21 protein-coding genes are annotated in these 22,423 nt (G+C 32.9%); 12 read left to right on the top strand and 9 right to left on the bottom strand.

Annotated elements, in window-relative coordinates; genetic code table 11:
- Positions 1-62: 62 nt before the first annotated feature.
- Positions 63-2,453 carry a penicillin acylase family protein gene (locus tag GSY47_RS21935; RefSeq protein ID WP_179001717.1) on the top strand — a complete coding sequence of 797 codons (2,391 nt, stop codon included), beginning with the start codon at positions 63-65 and terminating at the stop codon, positions 2,451-2,453.
- A 111-nt stretch (positions 2,454-2,564) separates the two neighbouring features.
- Here GSY47_RS21935 and GSY47_RS21930 read toward each other — a convergent pair whose 3' ends face one another.
- From GSY47_RS21930 to GSY47_RS21905, 6 genes are all read right to left on the bottom strand, one after another.
- A complete protein-coding gene (locus tag GSY47_RS21930) occupies positions 2,565-3,014 on the bottom strand; it encodes a hypothetical protein (protein ID WP_179001715.1) in 450 nt (149 codons plus the stop codon).
- A gap of 150 nt (positions 3,015-3,164) precedes the next feature.
- Positions 3,165-4,616: a serine hydrolase domain-containing protein gene (locus tag GSY47_RS21925; RefSeq protein ID WP_179001713.1), complete on the bottom strand. Its 1,452-nt coding sequence runs from the start codon at positions 4,614-4,616 to the stop codon at positions 3,165-3,167.
- 208 nt (positions 4,617-4,824) lie between these two features.
- Positions 4,825-5,301: a nuclear transport factor 2 family protein gene (locus GSY47_RS21920; RefSeq protein ID WP_246611376.1), complete on the bottom strand. Its 477-nt coding sequence runs from the start codon at positions 5,299-5,301 to the stop codon at positions 4,825-4,827.
- A gap of 26 nt (positions 5,302-5,327) precedes the next feature.
- Positions 5,328-6,857: a serine hydrolase gene (locus tag GSY47_RS21915; protein WP_179001709.1), complete on the bottom strand. Its 1,530-nt coding sequence runs from the start codon at positions 6,855-6,857 to the stop codon at positions 5,328-5,330.
- Positions 6,858-6,940: 83 nt separating this feature from the next.
- A complete protein-coding gene (locus tag GSY47_RS21910; protein ID WP_179001707.1) occupies positions 6,941-7,732 on the bottom strand; it encodes a helix-turn-helix domain-containing protein in 792 nt (263 codons plus the stop codon).
- 78 nt (positions 7,733-7,810) lie between these two features.
- Positions 7,811-8,404, bottom strand: a complete 594-nt coding sequence (locus GSY47_RS21905) for a GNAT family N-acetyltransferase (RefSeq protein ID WP_179001705.1) — start codon at positions 8,402-8,404, stop codon at positions 7,811-7,813.
- Positions 8,405-8,706: 302 nt separating this feature from the next.
- Here GSY47_RS21905 and GSY47_RS21900 point away from each other — a divergent pair, with 302 nt between their 5' ends.
- Positions 8,707-10,050, top strand: a complete 1,344-nt coding sequence (locus GSY47_RS21900) for an FAD-dependent oxidoreductase (protein WP_179001703.1) — start codon at positions 8,707-8,709, stop codon at positions 10,048-10,050.
- A gap of 159 nt (positions 10,051-10,209) precedes the next feature.
- Here the strand turns inward: GSY47_RS21900 and GSY47_RS21895 are convergent, their stop codons facing one another.
- Positions 10,210-11,727 carry a helicase HerA-like domain-containing protein gene (locus GSY47_RS21895; RefSeq protein WP_179001701.1) on the bottom strand — a complete coding sequence of 506 codons (1,518 nt, stop codon included), beginning with the start codon at positions 11,725-11,727 and terminating at the stop codon, positions 10,210-10,212.
- A 381-nt stretch (positions 11,728-12,108) separates the two neighbouring features.
- Here GSY47_RS21895 and GSY47_RS21890 point away from each other — a divergent pair, with 381 nt between their 5' ends.
- The 8 genes from GSY47_RS21890 (at position 12,109) to GSY47_RS21860 (ending at position 18,575) form a co-directional block, all read left to right on the top strand.
- On the top strand, positions 12,109-12,933 hold the full coding sequence (locus tag GSY47_RS21890; RefSeq protein ID WP_008464979.1) for a MotA/TolQ/ExbB proton channel family protein: 825 nt from the start codon (positions 12,109-12,111) through the stop codon (positions 12,931-12,933).
- Between the two features lie 43 nt (positions 12,934-12,976).
- Complete coding sequence (locus GSY47_RS21885; protein WP_109190732.1) at positions 12,977-13,588, top strand: ExbD/TolR family protein; 612 nt, start codon at positions 12,977-12,979, stop codon at positions 13,586-13,588.
- A gap of 17 nt (positions 13,589-13,605) precedes the next feature.
- Positions 13,606-14,169, top strand: a complete 564-nt coding sequence (locus GSY47_RS21880) for an ExbD/TolR family protein (protein ID WP_179001699.1) — start codon at positions 13,606-13,608, stop codon at positions 14,167-14,169.
- A gap of 30 nt (positions 14,170-14,199) precedes the next feature.
- The gene (locus GSY47_RS21875; RefSeq protein WP_091494873.1) at positions 14,200-15,003 is read left to right on the top strand and encodes an energy transducer TonB; all 804 of its coding nucleotides are present in this window, start codon (positions 14,200-14,202) and stop codon (positions 15,001-15,003) included.
- A complete protein-coding gene (locus tag GSY47_RS26245; RefSeq protein WP_246611375.1) occupies positions 15,003-15,230 on the top strand; it encodes a hypothetical protein in 228 nt (75 codons plus the stop codon). The genes GSY47_RS21875 and GSY47_RS26245 overlap by 1 nt, the downstream gene beginning before the upstream one ends.
- 5 nt (positions 15,231-15,235) lie before the next feature.
- The gene (locus GSY47_RS21870; RefSeq protein ID WP_179001697.1) at positions 15,236-16,159 is read left to right on the top strand and encodes a PstS family phosphate ABC transporter substrate-binding protein; all 924 of its coding nucleotides are present in this window, start codon (positions 15,236-15,238) and stop codon (positions 16,157-16,159) included.
- 16 nt (positions 16,160-16,175) lie between these two features.
- A complete protein-coding gene (locus tag GSY47_RS21865; RefSeq protein ID WP_179001695.1) occupies positions 16,176-17,843 on the top strand; it encodes a tetratricopeptide repeat protein in 1,668 nt (555 codons plus the stop codon).
- A gap of 99 nt (positions 17,844-17,942) precedes the next feature.
- On the top strand, positions 17,943-18,575 hold the full coding sequence (locus GSY47_RS21860; protein WP_179001693.1) for a 7-carboxy-7-deazaguanine synthase QueE: 633 nt from the start codon (positions 17,943-17,945) through the stop codon (positions 18,573-18,575).
- A 60-nt stretch (positions 18,576-18,635) separates the two neighbouring features.
- Here GSY47_RS21860 and GSY47_RS21855 read toward each other — a convergent pair whose 3' ends face one another.
- Entirely contained in the window at positions 18,636-19,181 is a 546-nt protein-coding gene (locus tag GSY47_RS21855; protein WP_179001691.1) for a YfiT family bacillithiol transferase, read from the bottom strand.
- 19 nt (positions 19,182-19,200) lie between these two features.
- Positions 19,201-19,908 carry a class I SAM-dependent methyltransferase gene (locus GSY47_RS21850; protein ID WP_179001689.1) on the bottom strand — a complete coding sequence of 236 codons (708 nt, stop codon included), beginning with the start codon at positions 19,906-19,908 and terminating at the stop codon, positions 19,201-19,203.
- 72 nt (positions 19,909-19,980) lie between these two features.
- On the opposite strand from GSY47_RS21850, the gene GSY47_RS21845 reads away from it, so the two are divergent.
- Positions 19,981-20,475, top strand: coding sequence for a YkgJ family cysteine cluster protein (locus tag GSY47_RS21845; protein WP_179001687.1), 495 nt, complete (start codon positions 19,981-19,983; stop codon positions 20,473-20,475).
- A 95-nt stretch (positions 20,476-20,570) separates the two neighbouring features.
- Positions 20,571-21,806 carry an ABC transporter permease gene (locus GSY47_RS21840; RefSeq protein WP_179001685.1) on the top strand — a complete coding sequence of 412 codons (1,236 nt, stop codon included), beginning with the start codon at positions 20,571-20,573 and terminating at the stop codon, positions 21,804-21,806.
- The last annotated feature ends 617 nt before the right edge of the window (positions 21,807-22,423 follow it).

Here is a 22,423-nt window from a genome sequence, read left to right as displayed (position 1 = left end):
TATTCTTCAATTTTGTTACATCATTTTTTAGAATTCATTTATTTATATTTTTTTTGTGCGATATGAAAATACTTAAAAAGATTCTGTTGGTTTTATTGGTACTAATTGTACTTCTTGGAATTGGTTTGTGTGGTTATATTTTTCATTTAAAACCCAAATACGAAGGAGAGTTACAATTGAAAAATTTGGATAAACCCACAACAGTATATTTTGATGAATTTGGAGTGCCACATATTTACGCCGACTCAGAAAAAGATGCCATGACAGCACTTGGTTATGTACATGCACAGGAAAGATTATGGCAAATGGAATTGCTTCGAAGAATTGCTCCAGGAAGATTGGCTGAAATTTTTGGTGGAGTTGCACTTAAAAATGATCAGTTTTTTGCAGGAATTGGGATCGAAGAAGCTTCGGAGAAAGCGATTGCCAAACTCGACAAAAACAGTGAAAGTTATAAACTGACTCAGGATTACTTGGACGGAATTAATCAATATATGGAAGAAGGCGTAACGCCAATTGAGTTTACTTTGGTTGGAGTTAAAAAACAAAAGTTTACCATAAAAGACGTTTATAATATTTTCGGATATATGTCCTTCAGTTTTGCGATGGCTCAAAAAACGGACCCGTTATTGACTGATATTAAAAATAAATATGGAGCTTCTTATTTGAAAGATTTAGGCATTGAAGGCGAGTTTAATACTACGAGAATTAAAATCTCAAAAGAAAAAACAGAAGAATATAGCGAGATTTCAAAATCGATTACAGCAATGTTGAATCAGTCTCCAATTCCACCATTTATTGGCAGTAACAGCTGGGTTGTTGGACCAAAGAAATCAAAAAGCGGAAAAGTAATTTTTGCTAATGATCCACATATTGGTTTTTCTCAGCCAGCAACATGGTACGAAGCGCATTTGGTAACGCCACAACATGAATTGTACGGCTGTTATTTGGCCGGAACTCCATTTCCTTTACTGGCACATAACCGTGATTATGCCTACGGATTAACGATGTTTGAAAATGATGATATCGATTTTTATCAGGAAAAAAATAAAGCTGACGATACTAATCAATATCAGATACCAACTGGTTTTGCAAAATATGAAATCAGAAAAAAAACAATAAAAGTAAAAGATTCTTCAGATGTGGTTCTGACGATTAAATCGAGTCGTCATGGGCCAATTATGAATGATTTTATGGAACGTCTGGAAAAGAAAAATCCAATTGCAATGATGTGGACTTATACGCATCAGCCCATTCAGATTCTGGATGCGGCATATGGACTTTCGCATGCTAAAAACAAAGAAGAATTTAAAAAAGCAGCCAGTTTAATCGCAGCGCCGGGATTGAATGTAATGTATGGAGACGCTAAAGGAAATGTTGGTTGGTGGGCAACAGGAAAATTATACAGACATAATGAAGGTGTAAACACCCATTTAATTTTAGACGGCGCAAGCGGGAAAGATGATATTGTAAAATATTTAGATTTCGAACAAAATCCGTCAGCAGAAAATCCAGAATGGGGTTATGTTTATTCTGCTAATAATCAGCCTGAAACTATAGATGATGGTTATTTGTATCCTGGATATTATCTGCCGGAAGATCGTGCGAAAAGGATATCTGGAATTCTGGATGCAAAATCAGATTGGGATAAAGAAGCCATCAGTAAAATGATTTACGATAATACTTCGGATGTTGCAGTGGAAACAGTAAAGAATTTGATTGCGAACACGGATCTTACTTCTATTTCAACTGAAGAAAAAGAGGTCATAAATGTTTTAAAATCTTGGAAGGGCACAACCAATCTGGAAGATGTTGCGCCAACGATTTACAACAAATGGATTTATTTGTATCTAAAAAATACTTTTGAAGACGAAATGGGTAAAGAAAACTTCAATTTATTTCTCGGAATTTCAGTTGGAAAACAAGTTATCGCCAATCAGATTAAAAATGAAAATTCGGTTTGGTGGGATAATATTAAAACCAAAAATGTAAAAGAAACTAGAAAACAAATCGTTACTAAATCATTTCACGATGCGGTTAAAGCATTACAAAATCAGTTAGGAAATAAAGTTTCAGATTGGAAATGGGGACAAGTTCACACAGTTGAACATGAACATCCGTTGGGAAAAGTGAAAGCACTTCGAGGATTATTTAATGTTGGTCCGTTTAATTCTCCAGGTTCAAACGAAGTCATCAATAATTTATTCTTCGGATTTAATGAGGAAGGAAAATATTATACGAAAGGCGGGCCTTCAACCAGAAGGATTGTAGATTTCTCTGATATCGAAAACAGCTGGAGTATTTTGCCAACAGGACAATCCGGAAATCCATTCAGCAAACATTATGATGATCAGGCCGAAATGTACAATGCTGGAAAATTCAGAAAAATGAAACTAAATAAAGAAGAGATTATAAAAACGTCAACTAAATTGGTTCTGAAACCGAAGAATTAGTTTTTTGTTTCAAGTTTCAAGTTTTTCTAACTAAAATCTAAAAATAAAAAGGTTCAGAGGTTTTCATTTTTTAAAACCTCTGAACCTTTGTTACTTTGTTACTTTGAACCTTTACTTAGAAACATACTTCCCCAAAACAATATCATTGGCAAAAATGTTCAAATTATTAATGAGGACTTTATTATTGGTCATTACATTTTTAGTCTGATAAGCGGTGTCTTTTTCGTATGCTTTCAATAAAGTCTCCAGTTCTACTTCATCAAAAACAACAAAACTGTTGTAGATGGCATCTCTGAAATTTTTATAATTAATGCTTTGGGTAATTTCCATAGCTTTTTGTTCGTTCCAGCCTTCTTTTGCAGAAGTTTCATTTATTTTAGACAGACAAAAATCGACTACATAATTCTTATAATGAGTAGCTTCTACAATTTTATCAATAATAATTTTATTTTGCTGAGACGGCATTCTCGCAGAAGTGTAATTGGTTTGAGATATGCTTTTAAAAGAAATAAACAAGCAGAAACAAACAGTCAGAAAACTGTGCTTTTTGAAATTTTTCATAGGTTAATTTATTGTTTTAGGGTAGGGCTAAAATAGTGCTTTCAACAATAAATCTCCAAACTGAATGATCAAGTTGTTACAAAAAATAACACTTACAAAATCAATTTTAAGAAGATTCTGTAAGTGCTATGGATAAAGTATTATTAGATTTTATTTTTTCAAAAGCTCCGCGAGCGCTTTTTTTCCTCCTTCGTTCGAAGGATCCAATTCAACCGATTTTGTATAATTGGCAATAGCCAGTTTTTTATCTCCATCGGCTAAGTAAGCTTCTCCTAAACTGTCATAAACATTTCCAGATTTAGGGAAAGTTTCAACGTTAATTTTAAAAATTTCAATTGCTTCCTTCTTTTTTCCGTCTTGTAATAATTGGTAGCCAACCCTATTCATATCATTTTCTTTAATATTATAAGTCGGATCGTTTTTTAATTTGTTATAAGAGTCTATTCCAGCTTTTGTTCCTTTATTAGAGAATGTTTCTAGTAGCTCAAATGCTAAAGATCTTTTTGGCTGTTCAAACTTTTGATTGTATAAAATGGCACAAATAGCATCGTTCATTTCGCCTAAAACCGTTCCGCCAGTATTATTCAATAAAACAATTAGGTTTTTATCTGAAGGATAACGTGAGATAATAGTGTTAAAGCCGTTAATTCCGCCTCCGTGACCAATAGTTTTCAATTTTCCTTTATCTCCATTGTCTACTTCGTCAATAAACCATCCGTAGCCATAAGCAGGTCTTCCCAAACTTATGTAAGGCTTGAATAGCGATTCCATTGATTTTGCTGAAAGTAGTTTAGTCGTATATAATGCCTGATCCCATAAATACAAATCTTCAACAGTAGAATACAAAGATCCGGCAGCATATGGAATACTCATGTCAACATAAGCGGCATTGGTAATTATTTTACCTTTTCTTTCGTATCCGGCAGCTCTGTTTTTTAAAATTACATCGCTATGATCGTAACCAGAATTAACCATTTTTAAAGGAGTAAAAATAACTTCCTGTAAATATTGCTCGTAAGTTTTACCAGTCACTTTTTCGATGATATACCCTAATAAAAAGTATCCAGAATTACTATAACTGAATTTTTCGCCTGGTGTAAATTCTAGAGGAAGACTTGAAAATGTTTTTACAAAAGCTTCAGGAGTATAATAATTTCGAGCTTTGTCTTTAAAGAAATTTGGCGAATCGGTATAATTTGGAATTCCTGAAGTATGCGTTAATAAGTGATGAGTGGTTATTTTATCTCCGTTTTCTTTTGGATAATCCGGAAGATAAGTCGTAATAGGAACGTCAAGTTTTAATTTTCCCTCTTCGGCCAGTTTTACAATTAAAAGTGCCGTGAATTGTTTGCTGATAGAACCCAATCTGAATTTTGTATCAGGCTGGTTTGGAATATTCCATTCCATATTCGCCTGGCCAAAACCTTGTTGAAATATAACTTTTCCATGCTCTGCTACGAGCGCGGAGCCATTAAATTGTCCGTATTCGTTGTATTTGCTTAAAAGTTGTTCGATTTGTTTTGCTTTATCTTGAGCAAAAACACTTAATGTTGAGAATTGAAAAGCAACAAAGAGTACAATAAGTTTGATTGATTTTTTCATAAATGATTGATAATTATGGATTTTGGATTAATAAAAATGATTCGTTTTTGATTGATGATTGAAACTTTGTAATGAAAAGATATTCAGTGTTTTAAATCTAAATTACAATTTTTTCACTTGTAATAAATTAATGATCTCAAAAGTTTAGACGATCGTTTTTTGATTTGGTTTCATAAATCAATCAGTTTTTTTACTTTTATTTTAAAATTTAATCCAAATTGTCCTGAAAGGCTTTGTGTTCATAACTGATAACCCTTTTTAATTTCCAACTTTTAGCTTTTCGTTCCCAAACATGAATAAACTTTCCAGTTAAATGCGGAATATCATTAGATAAAAAGGTATGTTCACCAATTTGCAAAGCACCAAAATCACCTAGTTTTTCAACCGAGCAGAAATTTAACTTTCTTGTCACTTTTTGAAAACGAGTTTGTCTGCCAATTAAATCTTTTACATTTTCACCTTTAGAGATGTTTAATCCATATCGATCATCATAAAATTCGATATCATCTGCAATTATTTTTCTAAAAAGAGAAGCATCACATTGATTAAAAGCATAATCAAAAAGTTGATGATCCATTTCGATAATTTCGTTATGTAAAAGGTTTTTTCGGATGTGTTCATTTTTCGTATAGGCAAGCGCCTGTCTGCTTAAAAACAGCATAAAAAGTACTAATGTATTGATCATCGGTATCATATTTTATGATTTAACATTTACTTTGTTTCAATGGAAATTATTCGGTTTCCAATTTCTCCTAGATAATGTTGAATTGTCTTTCCATAAACTTTATAACCATCATCAACATTAGTAAAGATGATTAAACCTTGTTTGGTTTTTGGAAGCATAAAAACAATTGTTTGAACACCTTTGTCTGCACCGCCGTGAGATAAAGCATAATCTTGATTGCCGAGATCGTAGATTTCAAAACCTAAACCAAAATATTTATCTTTTTTAGTTGAAATCTGATGCGAAATCATCTCCTCAAAAACTTTCGGGCTTAGACCTTCACTGTTCATTACACTGCAAAGGAAGTTGCCATAGTCTTCAATTGTCGTTAATAAATCGTCTGCAGCATTTGCAGTTTTGTTTTTTGTGGGTTCGTAAGCATTTCCTTGATTGTCATAATTCATGGCATATCTGGAAAGATCAATCTTATCACTCCAAACCAATTGAGAATCATTCATTTTTAAAGGTTCGAAGATTAATTCAGATGCTAATTGATCTAAAGTCTTATGGAATTTCTTTTCTAGAGCTTTTCTCAAATACTCAAAACCTTCACCGGAATATTGATATTGTGTTCCCGGTTTAAATTTGAAATCCAGTTTTTTAGATTCATTATTAGATCTCCAATTCGGAAAACCGGTTTGATGACTCAAGACAAATCTCGTTGTTAGCAGTTTTAAATAAGGATCTTTTGCAATATCCGGATCTGTCCAATACTTCGAAAGGGGTTCATCCAAATCCCATTTTCCTTGGCTGATTAATTTTAAGGTTACAACTGCTGTAACAGGTTTGGTTAACGAAGCCACATTCCAGATTGTATTATAAGGAGCAGAAACATTTCTTTTGAGTTTGCCAAATACTTTTACCTGTTTTAGTTTTCCGTCAGAAATAATTCCGATTCCTAAAGTTGGAACATTGTTTTCTTTCAGCCATTTTTCGGTTTCCTGTTCATTGTCAAAAAGAGCACTTTTTTCTTCTACAGAGTTGGTTGGTTGGTGATCGTAACTTAAAATTCGTTTTAATTTCCAATCATTATTTTCTAAAACCCAAAGATGGGAAAATCTCGCTTTTCCAACTAGTTTTTCATTTTCCTTTAAAAATGGCTCACCTTTGTTTGTTTTATTTTCGTAGAAATAATGAATTCCGTTTTGTAAAGCAGCGTACAGAACCCCATTTTTATATAATGGATAAATTTTAGTGCTTTCGTCAATTAGTTCTCTTCTAGATTGATACGTTGATGGAGACGCACATAAGCCGTTTTTCATTGTTTTTACAAAATCCGTTTTGTTAGAAAGCCCATTTTTATCGTGGTAAAATTCCAACTGATCGCTACAAAGGCTTTCGGATACAGAAATGTCACAGGTATTAAAGCCAATATTAAAAAGAAGACTGTCTTTTGTCATAATGGTTTTGTACAATGGAGAGTTTTTTTGTTCCTGAGAAATTCCCAATTGGAATTGCAAACATAAGATTCCTACTAAAAAGATTTTTAATGGAAAAAAGGAAGTATTAATTTTCATTGTGATTGATGATTGATTGATTGATTGATGATTTTGCAAAAATAATCCAATCAGAATTCACAAAATTGTATAAAAGCGAAATCTTATCTTTTCTGAGAAAGGAAATAGGAAGTTGGATCGAACATTTTAGGAGTTGTTTTGGTCACATCTTTGAATTTTTTAATAAAATGTGACTGATCAAAGTACTTGTTGTAAAGAGCGATTTCGGTCAGACTCATCTTTTCTAAATCGGCATTCACCATTTGGTCAACCGATTTTCTAAACTTTAAAATCTGAATGTATTTTTTAATGGTTAATCCTGTCGCAACTTTAAATTTAATCTGCAATAAACGCTGTGAACTCTTCAACGTAGAACTAATTTCAGAAACCGAAATGCCTTCGTGTGATTTAATAAAATCGGCTATTTTTTCAATACTGTTTTTGTTTGGATTAGTATTGGATAATTCTTCAAAATAAAGATTAATGGTTTCTAATAAAGTTTCAATATCAGTATTAATCTCAATTTTAAAAGGTAATTCTGAAGCGTCAATTTTTAGAATCGAATCTACAAAATTACTTAAATCGTATTTTGGAAACATCGAAAGTGTCCACGCATGAAGTTGAACAATAGTGACTTTAGTTTTAGACTTTATATTAACTAAAACTTTATTAGTCATTTGAGAACAGAAGTAAATTCCTTCGTTCATTTCGTATTTGTTTTTACTCGTATGGACTTCGATTCCGTTTCCAGTTACAATGGCGAGATTAAAACAGCCATTTGGTAAAACGAGTTTGTTTTCAATCAGGCTTTCGCCGATGCTGTTGTCCAGACACCAAATCTTATTGATGAACCTTTCTGTTTTTTGAGATAGATAATGTTCTGAATAGAGGTTCATTTTAGTTTGTTCTTTAATTAGTTTATTGTATAACTAAATCGCAGACTAAAATAACACTTTTTTAATTATAAGTTTTTATTAAACAAACTCCCCAAAATAATCTCGTTTAGTATTTTTCCATTCTTCCAAAATAATACTATAATAAACATCATCTCTACTGTTTCCTTGAGAATCGATATAATTGTTTCGGAACAAACCTTCTTTTAAAGCGCCCAGATTTTCAATAGCTCTTTGCGATCTTTCGTTTTCAAGATCGGCACTGAATTGGATTCTTCTAAACTGGATTTGTTCAAAACCAAAATGCAGCAACTCATATTTACAAGCTTTGTTTAATCCAGTTCCCTGAAAATCTTTGCCGTACCAAGTCCAGCCGATTTCACATTTTTCACTTCCATGGTTGATATAACCGTAACGAGTACTTCCCGCAACGCTGTCAGTTGTTTTATCAATTATTAGAAAAGGATAGCAAATTCCGTCTGCTTTTTGTTTTAATGTACTTTGAATATAGTTTTCGAAATCTTGATCGTTTCGAACATACATTCCCATGTATTTCCAGATTTCATCATTAAAAATAATTTCTTTGAGTTCGATGTTTCTTTCGTTCTCAAATGGAATCAATAATACTTTCTCGTTTTCCAGAATAATCTCAGATTGTAAAAGTTCGCTGTTCATCAATTTTAATTTAATAGTGAAAGATAGATCGTTGTGGTTGAAGCTAAATTAGTTCTTTTGAAAATCTAAATAAATTGAATAAATCGGGATTTTGTTATGAAAACGGATTAGCATGAGGGATAGAGGCGGTATCCTTTTATGAAGTGAAACGGAATAAAAGATATAGCCGAAAGCCCGACCCCGATTTTTTTGCGGGGACATGCCCAACTAAATATTGGACTTTATGGGCAAATATTTGAGTTATTTTAAAGCTCATGTACAATTATTAGTTATTTTTACGACCCAATATTAGATTATCCCTGATGCAAACTTCACTAAAAATTGCAGTTGTAGGTTCTGGACTTGTAGGATCACTGCTGGCAATTTATCTAAAAAAAGCTGGTCACACCGTTCATGTATATGATCGTAGCCCCGACATTCGTCAGATTAACTTTTCTGGCCGTTCTATTAATCTAGCAATGTCTAATCGTGGCTGGAAAGCTCTCGATGCTGTCGGTGTTGGAGATTCAGTGCGTGAGATTGCGATTCCGATGGACAAACGCGCCATTCATTTAGTGGATAAATTGAATTTTCAAAACTATGGACAGGAAGGAGAATCTATTTATTCGATTTCAAGAGGAAAGCTAAACCGCAAAATGATTGATCTTGCGGAAGCAGCTGGAGCCGAATTTCATTTTGAACAAAAAGTTTGGGATGTAACGCTGAATGACGCAACACTTCATATTGGAGAAAGTGAAAGAGGCGAGTGGGAGGAAAGAAAATTTGATATGGTTTTTGGTGCCGATGGAGCATTTTCTAGAATCCGCCACAGAATGCAGCGTCAGAGTATGTTTAATTATTCTCAGGAATTTTTAAACATGGGATATAAAGAATTAAATATTCCAGCCAATTCAGATGGAACACATAAACTGGACAAGAACTCTTTTCATATTTGGCCAAGGGGAGAATACATGCTGATTGCGCTTCCAAACTTGGACGGAAGTTTTACCTGTACTTTATTTATGCCTTTTGAAGGAGCAAACTCTTTCGAATCACTTACAGATCGTAAAATGGTAGAAGATTTTTTTGAGAAAAATTTTCCAGATTCAATTGAAGTAATTCCAGAATTGGCAAATGATTTCTTCAAAAATCCAACCAGTACCTTGGTAACCATGAAATGTTTTCCGTGGACTTTTGAAAATAAAATCGCTCTAATTGGAGATGCTTGCCATGCTATTGTTCCGTTTTATGGGCAAGGAATGAATGCTGGCTTTGAAGATATCACGGTTTTAAACGAAATGATTGAAAAGTACGGAGATGATTGGAAAAAGATTTTTGCAGAATATCAAATTTCACGTAAACCAAACGCAGATGCCATTGCAGAACTTTCGTATCGAAATTTCTTAGAAATGAGTACTAAAACAGCAGATGAGAAATTCTTGCTGCAAAAGAAAATAGAAAAAGTCTTTTCAGATAAACATCCAGACAAATGGATTCCGCTTTACAGCCGAGTAACCTTCAGTGATCGTCCGTATGCCGAAGCTTTAGCAATTGGAGATTATCAAAACGGAATTATGGAAGAAGTTTTAAGAATCGATAACATCGAAAACATTTGGAACAGCCCAGAAGTTGAAAACAAAATTCTAGAGTTACTCCAAAAGAAATAAATTTTTTGAACCATATAAGTCATATAAGTTCATTTAATATATTTAGTGTAAATTATAAACCCGACAGATTTTTGAAATCTGTCGGGTTTATTTTTGAAAATCATATAAAATTCCAATTTGATTATTAAATAAACTTATATGACTTATATGGTTTAAAGTTTATTTTTTAAATATTTTGTTCAATACGCCAAAAACACCTCGTATAAAAGTAGCGCTGGTTACGACTTTTAAAACCGATTTTCCAACAACAGTAGCCGTACTTGGTTCCGATTTTGAAGATCTAGCTGGAGCTTGTTCTTCTTGTTGGGAAGCAACTTCAGCAGCTTCATTTAGTTTTTTAGTCAGGATTTCGAAAGCGCTTTCACGGTCAATCTCTTCAGCATATTTTTTAACCAATTTCGATTTGCCGTTTATTTCATCAATTTCTGAAGCAGATAAAATATCCATTCGGCTTTGAGGAGCACGCATCATGGTTGCAACGAGCGGGGTCGGAATACCTTTTTCATTAAGTGCTGTAACCAATGCTTCACCAATTCCTAAACTCGTTAATAATTCATCCGTTTTATAATATTGTGAAGTTGGATAATTGTCAGCAGTCTTTTTAATCGCTTGACGATCATTTGCTGTAAAAGCTCTTAATGCATGCTGAATTTTTAATCCCAATTGAGCCAAAACACCGCTAGGAACATCCATCGGATTCTGAGTTACAAAATAGACGCCGACCCCTTTAGAACGAATTAATTTTACAATAGTTTCAATTTGCTCTAACAAAGCTTTGCTGGCTTCATTAAATATTAAATGTGCTTCATCTATAAAAATTACTAATTCAGGTTGTTCTGCATCTCCTTTTTCAGGCATTTTTTGATAAATCTCAGCTAAAAGACTTAACATGAAAGTAGAGAACAGTTTAGGTTTATCCTGAATATCCGTCAAGCGGATGATATTTACGTAACCTTTACCGTTTTCATCAATTCGCATTAAATCGTCGGTTTCAAAAGATAATTCACCAAAGAATAAATCACCGCCTTGTTGCTCCAATTCGATTATTTTTCTAAGAATAGTTCCAGTAGTAGCAGTGGAGATTTTACCATAACTAGCGGCGATTTCATCTTTGCCTTCTTCGGTAATATAATTGATTACTTTTTTAATGTCTTTTAAATCAAGTAATGGCATTTGTTTGTCGTCGCAGTATTTAAAGATAACAGCAACAACTCCAGCCTGAGTATCATTAAGGTCTAAGATTCTGGAAAATAAAACAGGGCCAAATTCAGAAACTGTAGCGCGAAGTCGGACTCCACTTTGTTTTGATAAAGACATCAGTTCTACTGGAAATGCGCTTACATTATAAGGTATATTTATTTTTGCATGTCTTTCGGTAATAAAACCTTCTTCTTTTCCTTCTTTTGCAATACCACTAAAATCCCCTTTTATGTCCATCATTAAAACAGGAATTCCCGCATTAGACAATTGTTCTGAAAACACTTGGATTGTTTTAGTTTTACCAGTTCCAGTTGCTCCTGCAATAAGTCCGTGGCGGTTTAAAGTCTTTAATGGGATCTTTACATGTGCTTCTGCAATTGGCTCACCATCAAGGATTGCCCCTCCCAAAATAATGCTGTCTCCCTTTGAAGAATATCCGTTATTTATATCTGCAATAAAATTGTCTTTTTTATTCATTTTTTTATTTGTAATTTAGTTGGTTATATGAGTATTGCTTTGTTTTTGAGCTCATTTTATGTGGTTTTTTTTAGTAAGAAAAAGCTTTTTTTGATTGAAAAATTAATAAAAAAAAATTTCGCAGCTTTTTAAGAAGATATCAAAGGAATCTTTGAATATTTACTAAAACGTTGTAATTTTTCTAATTATCGTCCTTTTTTTTGTTTTATTTAAAAAATGATGCTGGCAATTTAATGAGATATTTTTTAAATCGAAGTTAAATTTCGGTCAATTAAATTAAAAAAAGTTTTTTTATTTAAACTAAACGTATAAATTTGCTCCTCTACAAGTTAAATATAACTAAAAAATAAAAATTATTTAAAACTATTAAAATTAAAAAAAATGGCAAACGTTAAAGTTAAAAAAGAAAGCACTTCAAATGGCGGAGGAATGATCACAGGAATCATTATTGTAGCGTGTATCTTAGTAGGGGTGTTTATTTGGAAAGTAATCATGGGGGATTCTGCGAACTTCGAAGGAGGTAATCCAGAAACAGGACATCCAATCAATACATTAGGACAAGTATATAAAGGAGGTTTCATCGTACCAGTATTATTAGGTATGTTTTTAATGGTTGTTGTTTTTTCTATTGAAAGATTTATTGTTATCGGTAAAGCTGCTGGAAAAACTAACCTTGACAAATTCATGAAAAGTGTTCAAGGAAGTATTAAAGAAGGAAACATCGAGGCTGCTATCGCTTCATGTGACAAACAACAAGGTTCAGTTGCAAATGCAATTAAATCTGCTTTGGTAAAATACCAAGATGTTAAAAAAGAAGGATTCAACAGCGAAGAAGCTTCAGAAGTAATCCACAAAGAAATTGAAGAGGCAACTTCATTAGAAATGCCAATGTTAGAGAAAAACATGACTATTATCTCTACTTTAGTATCTTTAGGTACATTAGGAGGATTATTAGGAACTGTATCTGGTATGATTAAAGCGTTTGGTGCGTTAGCTTCTGCTGGTACTCCTGACCAAGCTGCTCTTGCAACAGGTATCTCTGAGGCACTTATCAACACTGCAACAGGTATCTCTACTTCTATCTTAGCAATTGTTTCTTACAACTTCTTTACTGCTAAAATTGACGATTTAACTTACTCTATCGATGAGGCTGGTACTACTATCGTTAATACTTACAGAAAATTCAGAGGAAGTTTAAGACAATAATTAATTTTTGATATTTACTATCAAAAAAATAAAATAAAAGATAATGGCTAAAATAAAAATGAAAAAAAAGTCGACATCGACAGATATGACTGCGATGTGTGATGTTGCATTCCTTTTGCTAACGTTCTTTATTTTGACCGCTACTGCTAAAGTGCCAGAAGCACTTCCTGTAGATACTCCGGCATCTACTGTACAAACTAAATTACCAGATACTGATTTGGCAATTATTACAGTAGGAAAAGGAAAAGTATTTTTTGACATCAAAGGAAGAGAGATTCGTAAAAGAACTCTTGAAGGAATTGGTGCAAAATATGGTATCGAATTCTCTGAAGACGATAAAACCAAATTTGCATTGATGGACGATTTTGGTGTTCCTGTTACAGGTTTAAAGCAGATCATTGACATGAAAGCGGCGGACAGAACCAAAGCAAATCAACCTGGAATTCCTTTGGATTCATTAGACAATCAATTAAAAGAATGGCTTCTTATTTCTAGAAGAGCTACAATTGATTTAGATGATAAAGAATTGCAGATTGCTATTAAAGGAGACGCGAAGGAAGAATATCCACAAATCAAAAAAATTATGGATATTTTACAAGATCAGAAAATCAATTCCTTTAACTTAGTTACAGGAACTAGAGGGAAAGACTTTTAATTAAAAAAATACACTAAATGGCTGAATTAAATACCGGCGACGGCGGTGGTGGTAAAGGCGGTAAAGTAAGAAGTAAAAAGCAGAATTCGAAAGTCGATTTAACGGCGATGGTGGATTTGGCATTCTTATTGATTACATTCTTTATGTTAACTACTTCGTTGTCAAAACCTCAATCGATGGATTTGTCGTTGCCAGATAAAGATGATAAGAATCCGGAACAAAAGGATACTAAAGTAGATGAGAATCGTACTATGACAGTAATGTTAGGTGGTGATAACAAAATTGTTTACTATATGGGATTATTAGCAACTCCTAAAGTAGGACCTAAAGACATTGCGTATGGTAAAGATGGTATTCGTAGAGAATTGTTAAAACAAAAGAAAAATGTTTTAGCTTATTCTGCTGCTAAGGGAAAACCTGATCAAGGAATTATCGTAATCATTAAACCAACTAAAAAATCAAATTACCGTAATTTAGTTGATATGTTGGACGAGATGGCAATTTCAGGAGTAGATACTTACGCTATTGTTCCTGAGTTTTCACCAGAGGAAACGAAATTAATAGATAAAAAAGCGGAATAATCTTTTTTGTCAAATTAAAAATCAAGAGATATGAAATTAGATATTATAAAAAATCAGTGGCTTGATATCGTATTCGAAGGACGTAATAAGATATATGGAGCATACGAGCTGAGAAAATCGAACGGAAAAACAACTGTGAAAGCGCTTGTTATTGGTTCACTTATTTTTAGCTTTGCTGTTGCTGCACCTCTTATTGCTAGTTTTTTACCTGATTCTCAAGAAGAAGAAGTAAACAACGATATTAAGATTGCAACGGTAAAATTACCTCCAAAGAAAAAAGAGGAAATAAAACCAAATCAACCGCCACCACCGCCACCACCACCAAAAGTGGATCAGGTAAAATTCGTAAAACCTGTGGTTGCGAAAGCGGAAGAAGTAACTGAAGATCCACCAAAAATTGTGGATTTGAAAGACAAAAAAGTTGGTGCAGAAACCATCAAAGGAGATCCAGATGCAGTTTTAACTGTTGATGAGCCAGTTGGTAAAGGACCAGTTCAAGAGGTTATTCAAGAAGATAACACTGTATATAACACAGCTGGTATCGAAGTAAAACCAGATTTCCCAGGGGGAATTGAAAAATTCTACAAATTCGTAGGAAACAATTACAAAACTCCAGAAGAAGAAGGTTTAAAAGGTAAAGTTTACGTTACGTTTGTAGTTGAAAAAGACGGTTCATTAACCGACATTAAAGTTTTAAGGGATATCGGTTACGGTACAGGGGCAGAAGCAATTCGTGTTCTTAAAAAATGTCCAAAATGGACTCCTGGCGAGCAAAATGGTAAAAAAGTTAGGGTATTATACTCTCTACCTATTACTATTCAATCTGCAGAATAATGTTAAAAGATATACTTAATAATATTCAGAAGAAATCGCTCAAAGAGCGATTTCTTCTTGTTTTAGGAATACTGTTTTTTTTAATTTATCTTGTACTCGGTTTAATGATCATGTTTTGGGAAAAGCTCCCGCTTAACATGGAATGGAAGTACAGATATGCTTTCGGAACTTTACTGATTGTATATTCTGGAATACGATTTTTAAGATTAATTAATTCAAAGGAATAATAATTATGTTGAAATATAGTAGGACTTTAGGTTTGGTGGTTTTTGTCTTTTTGTTTGCCATGTGCAACCAAAAAAGCAAAAATGAAGCTGAAAAAGAAACCATTTTAAAAGGATCGCTTGACGTTGCGGTTGATGAAACCGTAAAGCAGATTGTAGATGATCAGGTTGCTGTATTTGAAGGGACTTACTATGATGCAAAAATTAATGTTAAATCTAAGTCAGAGGCTGAAGTAATAAATGATTTATTAAATCAAAAATCTAAAGTCGCTATCACAACAAGAGATTTAACAAATGAAGAGAAAGCTCGTTTTGAAAAAAATAAGATTAATCCTCGTGTAACGCCTTTTGCTCATGATGCGATTGCATTTATTTCTAATAAAAACAATAATGATACACTAATTGCGTTGAAAAGTGTAATTGATTTTATACAAGGAAAGTCGGACTCTAAAATTAAAGGTTTAGTTTTTGACAATCCTAATTCAAGCACAGTGCGTTATATGAAAGATCTGGCGAAAGTAACGGAAGTTCCTAAGACAGGAGTTTTTTCTTTTAAAACAAACAATGAAGTAATCAAGTTTGTTTCTGAAAATGACGGAATGATTGGCGTTATTGGAGTTAACTGGTTGTATCAACCAACTCCAGATATGATTGAGACTATCAAGAAAATTAATGTTTTAAGTGTAAAAGGTTTGAATGATAATCAATATTATAGTCCAACGCAAGATGATCTGGCATTGGGAAAATATCCATTGGCACGCGATTTGTTTATTATTAATTGTCAAGGTTATACAGGACTTGGAATGGGATTTGCCTCATTTGTAGCTGGAGATATCGGTCAACGTATAGTTTTGAAATCAGGTTTGTTGCCATATAAAACTCCAGGGCGTAAGCTTAAAATTAGAAATGAAATTATAAAAGATAAAGAATAAATTAATTACGATAAAGATGAATAAATTTAAAATTTTTAGTCTTGCATTGATTGCTTCAGCTGGTGCGGCAAATGCGCAAGACATCAACGAAGCAAAAAAGGCAATTGATGCAGAACAGTTTGATAAGGCAAAAACTATCCTTAAATCAATTATCAAAGCTAAACCATCTGATGGAGAAGCAAATTTTGTTTTAGGTAACGTTTATTTAAATCAATCTGTAGTGGACTCTGCGAAAATCTATTACAACAATGGATTGCAGGCTTCGGATAAGAAAAACTTAAGCTATATTGGTTTAGGTCAATTGGATTTGGATGCTAAAAATACAGCAGCAGCACAAGCTAATTTTGCTCTAGCAACTAAAGACATGAGAAAAAAAGATGTAAATGAGTTTATTTACATCGCGAGAGCATATATGAATTCTGATAATCCAGATTACAAAAATGCTATTGAAGTTTTAAAGCGTGCATTATTAGTTGATCCTCAAAATGCTCAAGCTCTTTTAGCTATTGGAGATGCATACTATGGTGATAAGAATCAAAATGATGCTTATAAATCATATCGTGATGCTTTTGCTGCTGACAATACTTTGTTAAGAGCAAAAATGCAATTAGGTGTTTTGTTAAAAGGAGCTAAATCTTATGATGAAGCGATAAAATCATTCAATGAAGTAATTGCTATAAATGCAAATTATGGTCCAGTTTATAGAGAGCTTGCTGAAACTTACTACAAATGGGCAAGAAACAAGCCTTCTACTTCAAAAGTAAACTTGCAAAACGCAATTACAAACTATGAGAAATATTTAAGTCTAACAGATTATTCTCTAGATTCTAAAATGCGTCATGCAGATTTCTTGATCTTAGTTAAAGATTACAAACAGTTAGAAACTGTTGCAAACAAAATGATTGCTGAAGATAAAGTAAATCCTAGAATCTTCAGATATTTAGGATATGCAGCTTACGAAAATGGAAATGTTGATGTGGCTATTAAATCTATTGAAGATTTTATTAAAGCGCCAGGGAATAAAGCTATTGGTAGAGATTACTACTACTTAGGATTGTCAAAAATTAAAAAAGGAACAGCTGCTGACGGTACAATAGATCAAGCTGCTTTTGATGCAGGTCTAGCTGACATCAAAAAAGCAATTGAATTAGAGCCTTTAGTAGTTGAAGAATTTGCTGATTTTGGAAAAGAATTGTTTGGTAAAAAACAATACAATCAAGCAGCTGCAATTTTTGAGCTTGGTGCAAATAATAAAGAATCTAAGAATTATTTAGATGATGCCGTATATTATGGAATTTCTGTTTATTACGGTAATGCTGGTAAACCTGTTGAAAGCCGTGATAAAGCTGCTTTAGAAAATGCAAATGCTACTTTTGATAAAATTCTTGAAGTATCTCCATCGTATGACGAAGCTTACTTGTACAAAGGAAGAATCAACAGTGCATTAGATAAAGATGACATGATCATCAAAAACTATGAAGAGTATGTAGCTAAAATAACTGCTAAAGGTCCAGAAGAATTAGCAAAACCTGCAACAACTAAAAAAGTTATTGAGGCTTATAATGCAATTGGTGCTGCTTATGCAAATACAGATAAAGCTAAAGCTGTTGAATATTTCAATAAAACTTTAGTTTTGGATCCAGCAAATACTTACGCTGCTCAATCTGTTAAAGCTCTAAAATAATTTAGAATTTTAAAATAAATAGAAAACCGATAGTTCAATAAACTATCGGTTTTTTTGTTACGTATATTATTGACTATCTTTGCACTTTAAAATAGAGTAATGTTATCAAAAGAAATACAATTAGAGGTAAATAAAGGAGCTATGCTTCCTTTGATGGAGGAATTTTATACCATTCAAGGAGAAGGTTCGCATACAGGAAGAGCTGCTTATTTTATTAGAATTGGTGGATGCGACGTTGGGTGTCATTGGTGTGATGTAAAAGAAAGCTGGAATGCTGAAAGTCATCCGCCGACAAGTATTGATTTAATCGTGGAAAATGCAGCAAAATATGCTGATACGGTAGTGGTGACAGGAGGAGAACCTCTTTCTTGGGATATGACACTATTGACGCAGAGATTAAAAGATAAAAATTTAAAAGTTCATATTGAAACTTCTGGAGCTTTTCCACTTTCAGGAACTTGGGACTGGATTTGTCTTTCTCCTAAAAAAAATAAATTGCCAACCCAAACGGTGTATGATAATGCACATGAATTAAAGGTTATTATTTATAATAAGCATGATTTTATCTTTGCAGAAGAACAGGCTGAGTTAGTTAATGATAATGCTATTTTGTTTTTGCAACCGGAATGGAGTAAAAAAGAAGAAATGACACCGCTTATTGTCGATTATGTCATGAATAATCCAAAATGGCGAGTTTCGTTACAAACACATAAGTATTTGAATATACCTTAAACAAAAAAATCTCTTCTATTGAAGAGATTTTTTTGTTTAAAAGACAGTTGTATTTTTAAGCTATTGCCAGTTTTTATATTTTTTTAAAGTGGTAATATGTGCTAAATGATGATTTCCATGCCAAGCATACATTCCGATAATTTTTTTGAGTTTGTTTTCTGAATTGTCTGAAGGATGAATAAAAGTTTTTTCCAAGTCAGATTCAGATAAATTTCTCATGATATAACCTAATCTAAAATGAAGGCCTTTTAATAATTCGAGAGTTGGTTCAATTGGCATCGTTAAATTATCATTTAATTCGGACCAGAGTACTTCATCGTAAGCTTTAATTACTGGATTATTTTCAGTTAAAGCCCATTTAATTCGGATATAGCAATTCATGTGACTCTCGGCGCAATGATGAATAACTTGTCTGATTGTCCATCCTTCAGGACGATAAGGTGTATTAAGTTGTTCTTCTGTCAAATGAATAACTTCTTCTTCTAATCTTTTTGGAAATGTTTCCAGTTCTTCAATTTTTCCAGAGAGATATTCGGATGAATAATCATTAGGTGCTGTGAATTTTCCAATGGGATATTTTAATTTTTCTAAATCTAATTCTTTCATGAGTTTAAATTTGTTTGGTTTAAATAGAGAGCTTGGCTAGATAATCGTAATGTTCTCCTTCAAGAATGAGTTCGCATTTTAATCCATTAGCAATTGCAGCATTTTGAAGTGTGTTGTAATCTAAATAAAGCCAATCAAAAGGTTCTTCTTTCTCGTTTTTATAACTGATATTGAATACAAGTTCTCCATAATAATCATTTTCAGAAGGAATCCATTTTCCACCATCTTCATCTTCGTCAAACATATAAATGATATCAGAGCTGTCAATTAGAATTTGTCCGCCAGGATTTAATAAAGATTTTAATTTAGTTAAATACTTATTACAGTTTTTTAGTTTGCCAAAAATGCCGGTTCCGTTCATCAGAAGTAAAATAGTATCGAATTTTTCTCCTTCAAAATCTAAAATATTTTCAACTTTGGCGTTTTTGATTCCTCTTAAAAGACAGGTTTCAATTGCTTTTTCTGAAATGTCAATAGCGGTTACTTCTAAACTTCTCTCATTTTGCAGTGATAAAGCATGACTCCCTGCGCCACATCCCACATCTAATATTTTTCCTTTTGCCAGTTGAAGCGCTTTTTGTTCGATTTTTGGCATTTCATTATAAGTACGAAAAAGATATTCCACGCTCATCTCGTCTTCTTCGGAAATAGAAGTTTCAGTTATGATGTCTTCAGGTGAATTGTTAGTGTGGAAATCAAATATGGCTTTTCCGAAAAGATCTTTCATTGTTTTAGTTCAAAGTTTAAGGTTTCAAGTTCAAAGTTGTTTAATTTTGCAGATCAACTTTAAATTTTAAACTTGAAACAGATTTTAAATAACTTGCATAAGTTAGCCAAAGATAAGCATAACGAAAACAAAAAGTATTTCGATAAGCTCAAAAAGAAACAGCCTAAGAATTTAGATTACGTTATGCAGGATTTGCATGAAGCGGAATTTAAAAGAACAGACTGTTTGAAATGCGCTAATTGCTGTAAAACAACAGGTCCTTTATTTACGTTGGCAGATATTGAGAGAATTTCAAAACATTTTAGACAGAAGCCGCAGCAATTCATTGAACAATATCTTAGAGTCGATGAAGATAAGGATTATGTTTTGCAGAGTGTGCCGTGTACTTTTTTAGATAATGAAAATTACTGTATGATTTACGATGTGCGTCCAAAAGCTTGCCGTGAATTTCCGCATACTGATCGAAATAAGTTTTATCAGATTTCGAACTTAACATTAAAAAATGTTGAGATTTGTCCTGCTGCTTATAATATAGTGGAAGAGATGAAAAAGAAACTTCCTTTATAATAATTAGATTAATTGTCTTAAAGAACATTTTCTTTTTTTTTAAGGTGTACTTTTGAAAAAAGAATGATTAAACAATCTAAAGAAATACTATCAATTTGAATTTAGAATATTTTATAGCCAAGAGATTAATAACTGCAAAGGAAAATAAGAGCAGTATTTCAGCACCAATTATTAAAATTGCTATCTCCGCAATTGCGATAGGGATGATTATGATGATTGTTTCTGTTGCTACGGGAATAGGCTTACAGAAAAAAATACGAGACAAAGTTTCGGCGTTTAATGGGCAGATTATAATTTCGAATTTTGATAATAATAATTCTGAAGTGACTTTAGTTCCGATTTCGAAAAAACAAGATTTTTATCCTGATTTTAAATCGGTGCCAGAAGTAAGCCATATTCAGGCAATCGCGACTAAGGCAGGAATTATCAGAACAGAGAATGCTTTTGAAGGAATTGTTTTTAAAGGAGTAGGTCCAGACTACGATTGGAATAATATTAATGAATATATAGTAGAAGGTAAACTTCCGGATTTTACGAAAACATTGAATGAAGATGTTATTATTTCAAAGTTTCTTGCAGATCGGCTAAATTTAAAAGTAGGCGATCAATTTAATACTTTTTTTGTAAAAGAAGAACAAGGAAAACTTCCAAATAGTCGTCGTTTTAAGATTGCGGCTATATTTAATTCAGGATTTCAAGATTTTGATTCCACGTATATTATTGGAGACATTCGTCATATTCAGAGAATCAATAAATGGAATCCAGATCAAATAGGAGCATTTGAAGTTTTTGTAAAAGATTTTGATAATATTAAAAATGTAGGCAATCAAATCTATCAAGAAACAAATTCTAATTTAGATACAAAGACTATTATAGAGAAATACAGTTATATTTTTGATTGGCTAAAATTATTTGATTTTAATATCATAATCATTTTAGCGATTATGATTCTTGTGGCTACTATTAATATGATTGTTGCTTTATTAGTTCTTATTTTGGAAAGAACTCAAATGATTGGGATTTTAAAATCTATGGGGTCGAACAATTGGTCGGTGAGAAAGGTATTTTTATATAATGCTTTTTATTTAATCCTTCGTGGATTGTTTTGGGGAAATCTAATCGGTATTTCGATTTTGTTAGTGCAGCAACAGTTCGGAATAGTGCAATTAAATCCTGAAAATTATTATGTGAATCAGGCGCCAGTATATTTAAATTGGATTTATATTCTTTTATTAAATCTGCTTACGGTTGGAGTTTGTTTTATGGTGCTGCTGATACCGTCCTATATAATAACTAAGATATCTCCAGTAAAAGCTATTCGCTTTGATTAAATAGTAGAAGAGTTTAAAGTGTGATTTCAACCCGACAGGTTTTTAAAACCTGTCGGGTTTGTTTTTATACATGTATATATAATTAGTGTAATTCCGATTTTCCGTAGAGACGCACCGCAGTGCGTCTAGTGCGCATCATGGATATGAAAGAGAGATGGGATTTAAGGCATTGCAATTGGAATTTAAATTTTGAGGAGCTATTTCCCGCTATGCGCTTCAATCTTTTGCTTTTTAAAGGAAAAAACAAAAGGATTTCCACTGCTATCGGGGCTGGGACACCAGTTTTCAGAAGAAAATTTCGGAAGCAAAAGACGTTTTGACAAGAAAGCGAATTAAAAACCCAGCGCCTTTGCGTGTTTTCAATATCAAAAAGTGTAGAAAAGAAGGCTTTGTGACTTGGCGCCTTTGCGGTAAAACAAGAGAAACAATGGCCAAACGAGGAAAAACCCCACAAGGAGCAGAAAAAACTTCGATTATAACCTGCGAGTTATGAGAGTGTTAAGAAAAAGAATAAAAATAGTTTGGAAAAAGCCTTGCGTAACTGGAATTGTTGTGTACTTTTGCACCCGCAACAGCGAAAAACGTTCACAGAAATACTGACAGGAAATAAGGATCAA

It is taken from the genome of Flavobacterium quisquiliarum (assembly GCF_019308285.1).
GTDB lineage: Bacteria > Bacteroidota > Bacteroidia > Flavobacteriales > Flavobacteriaceae > Flavobacterium > Flavobacterium quisquiliarum.
Note: the sequence above shows the minus strand (reverse complement) of the source record. Positions and strands in the feature narration are given on the sequence as shown.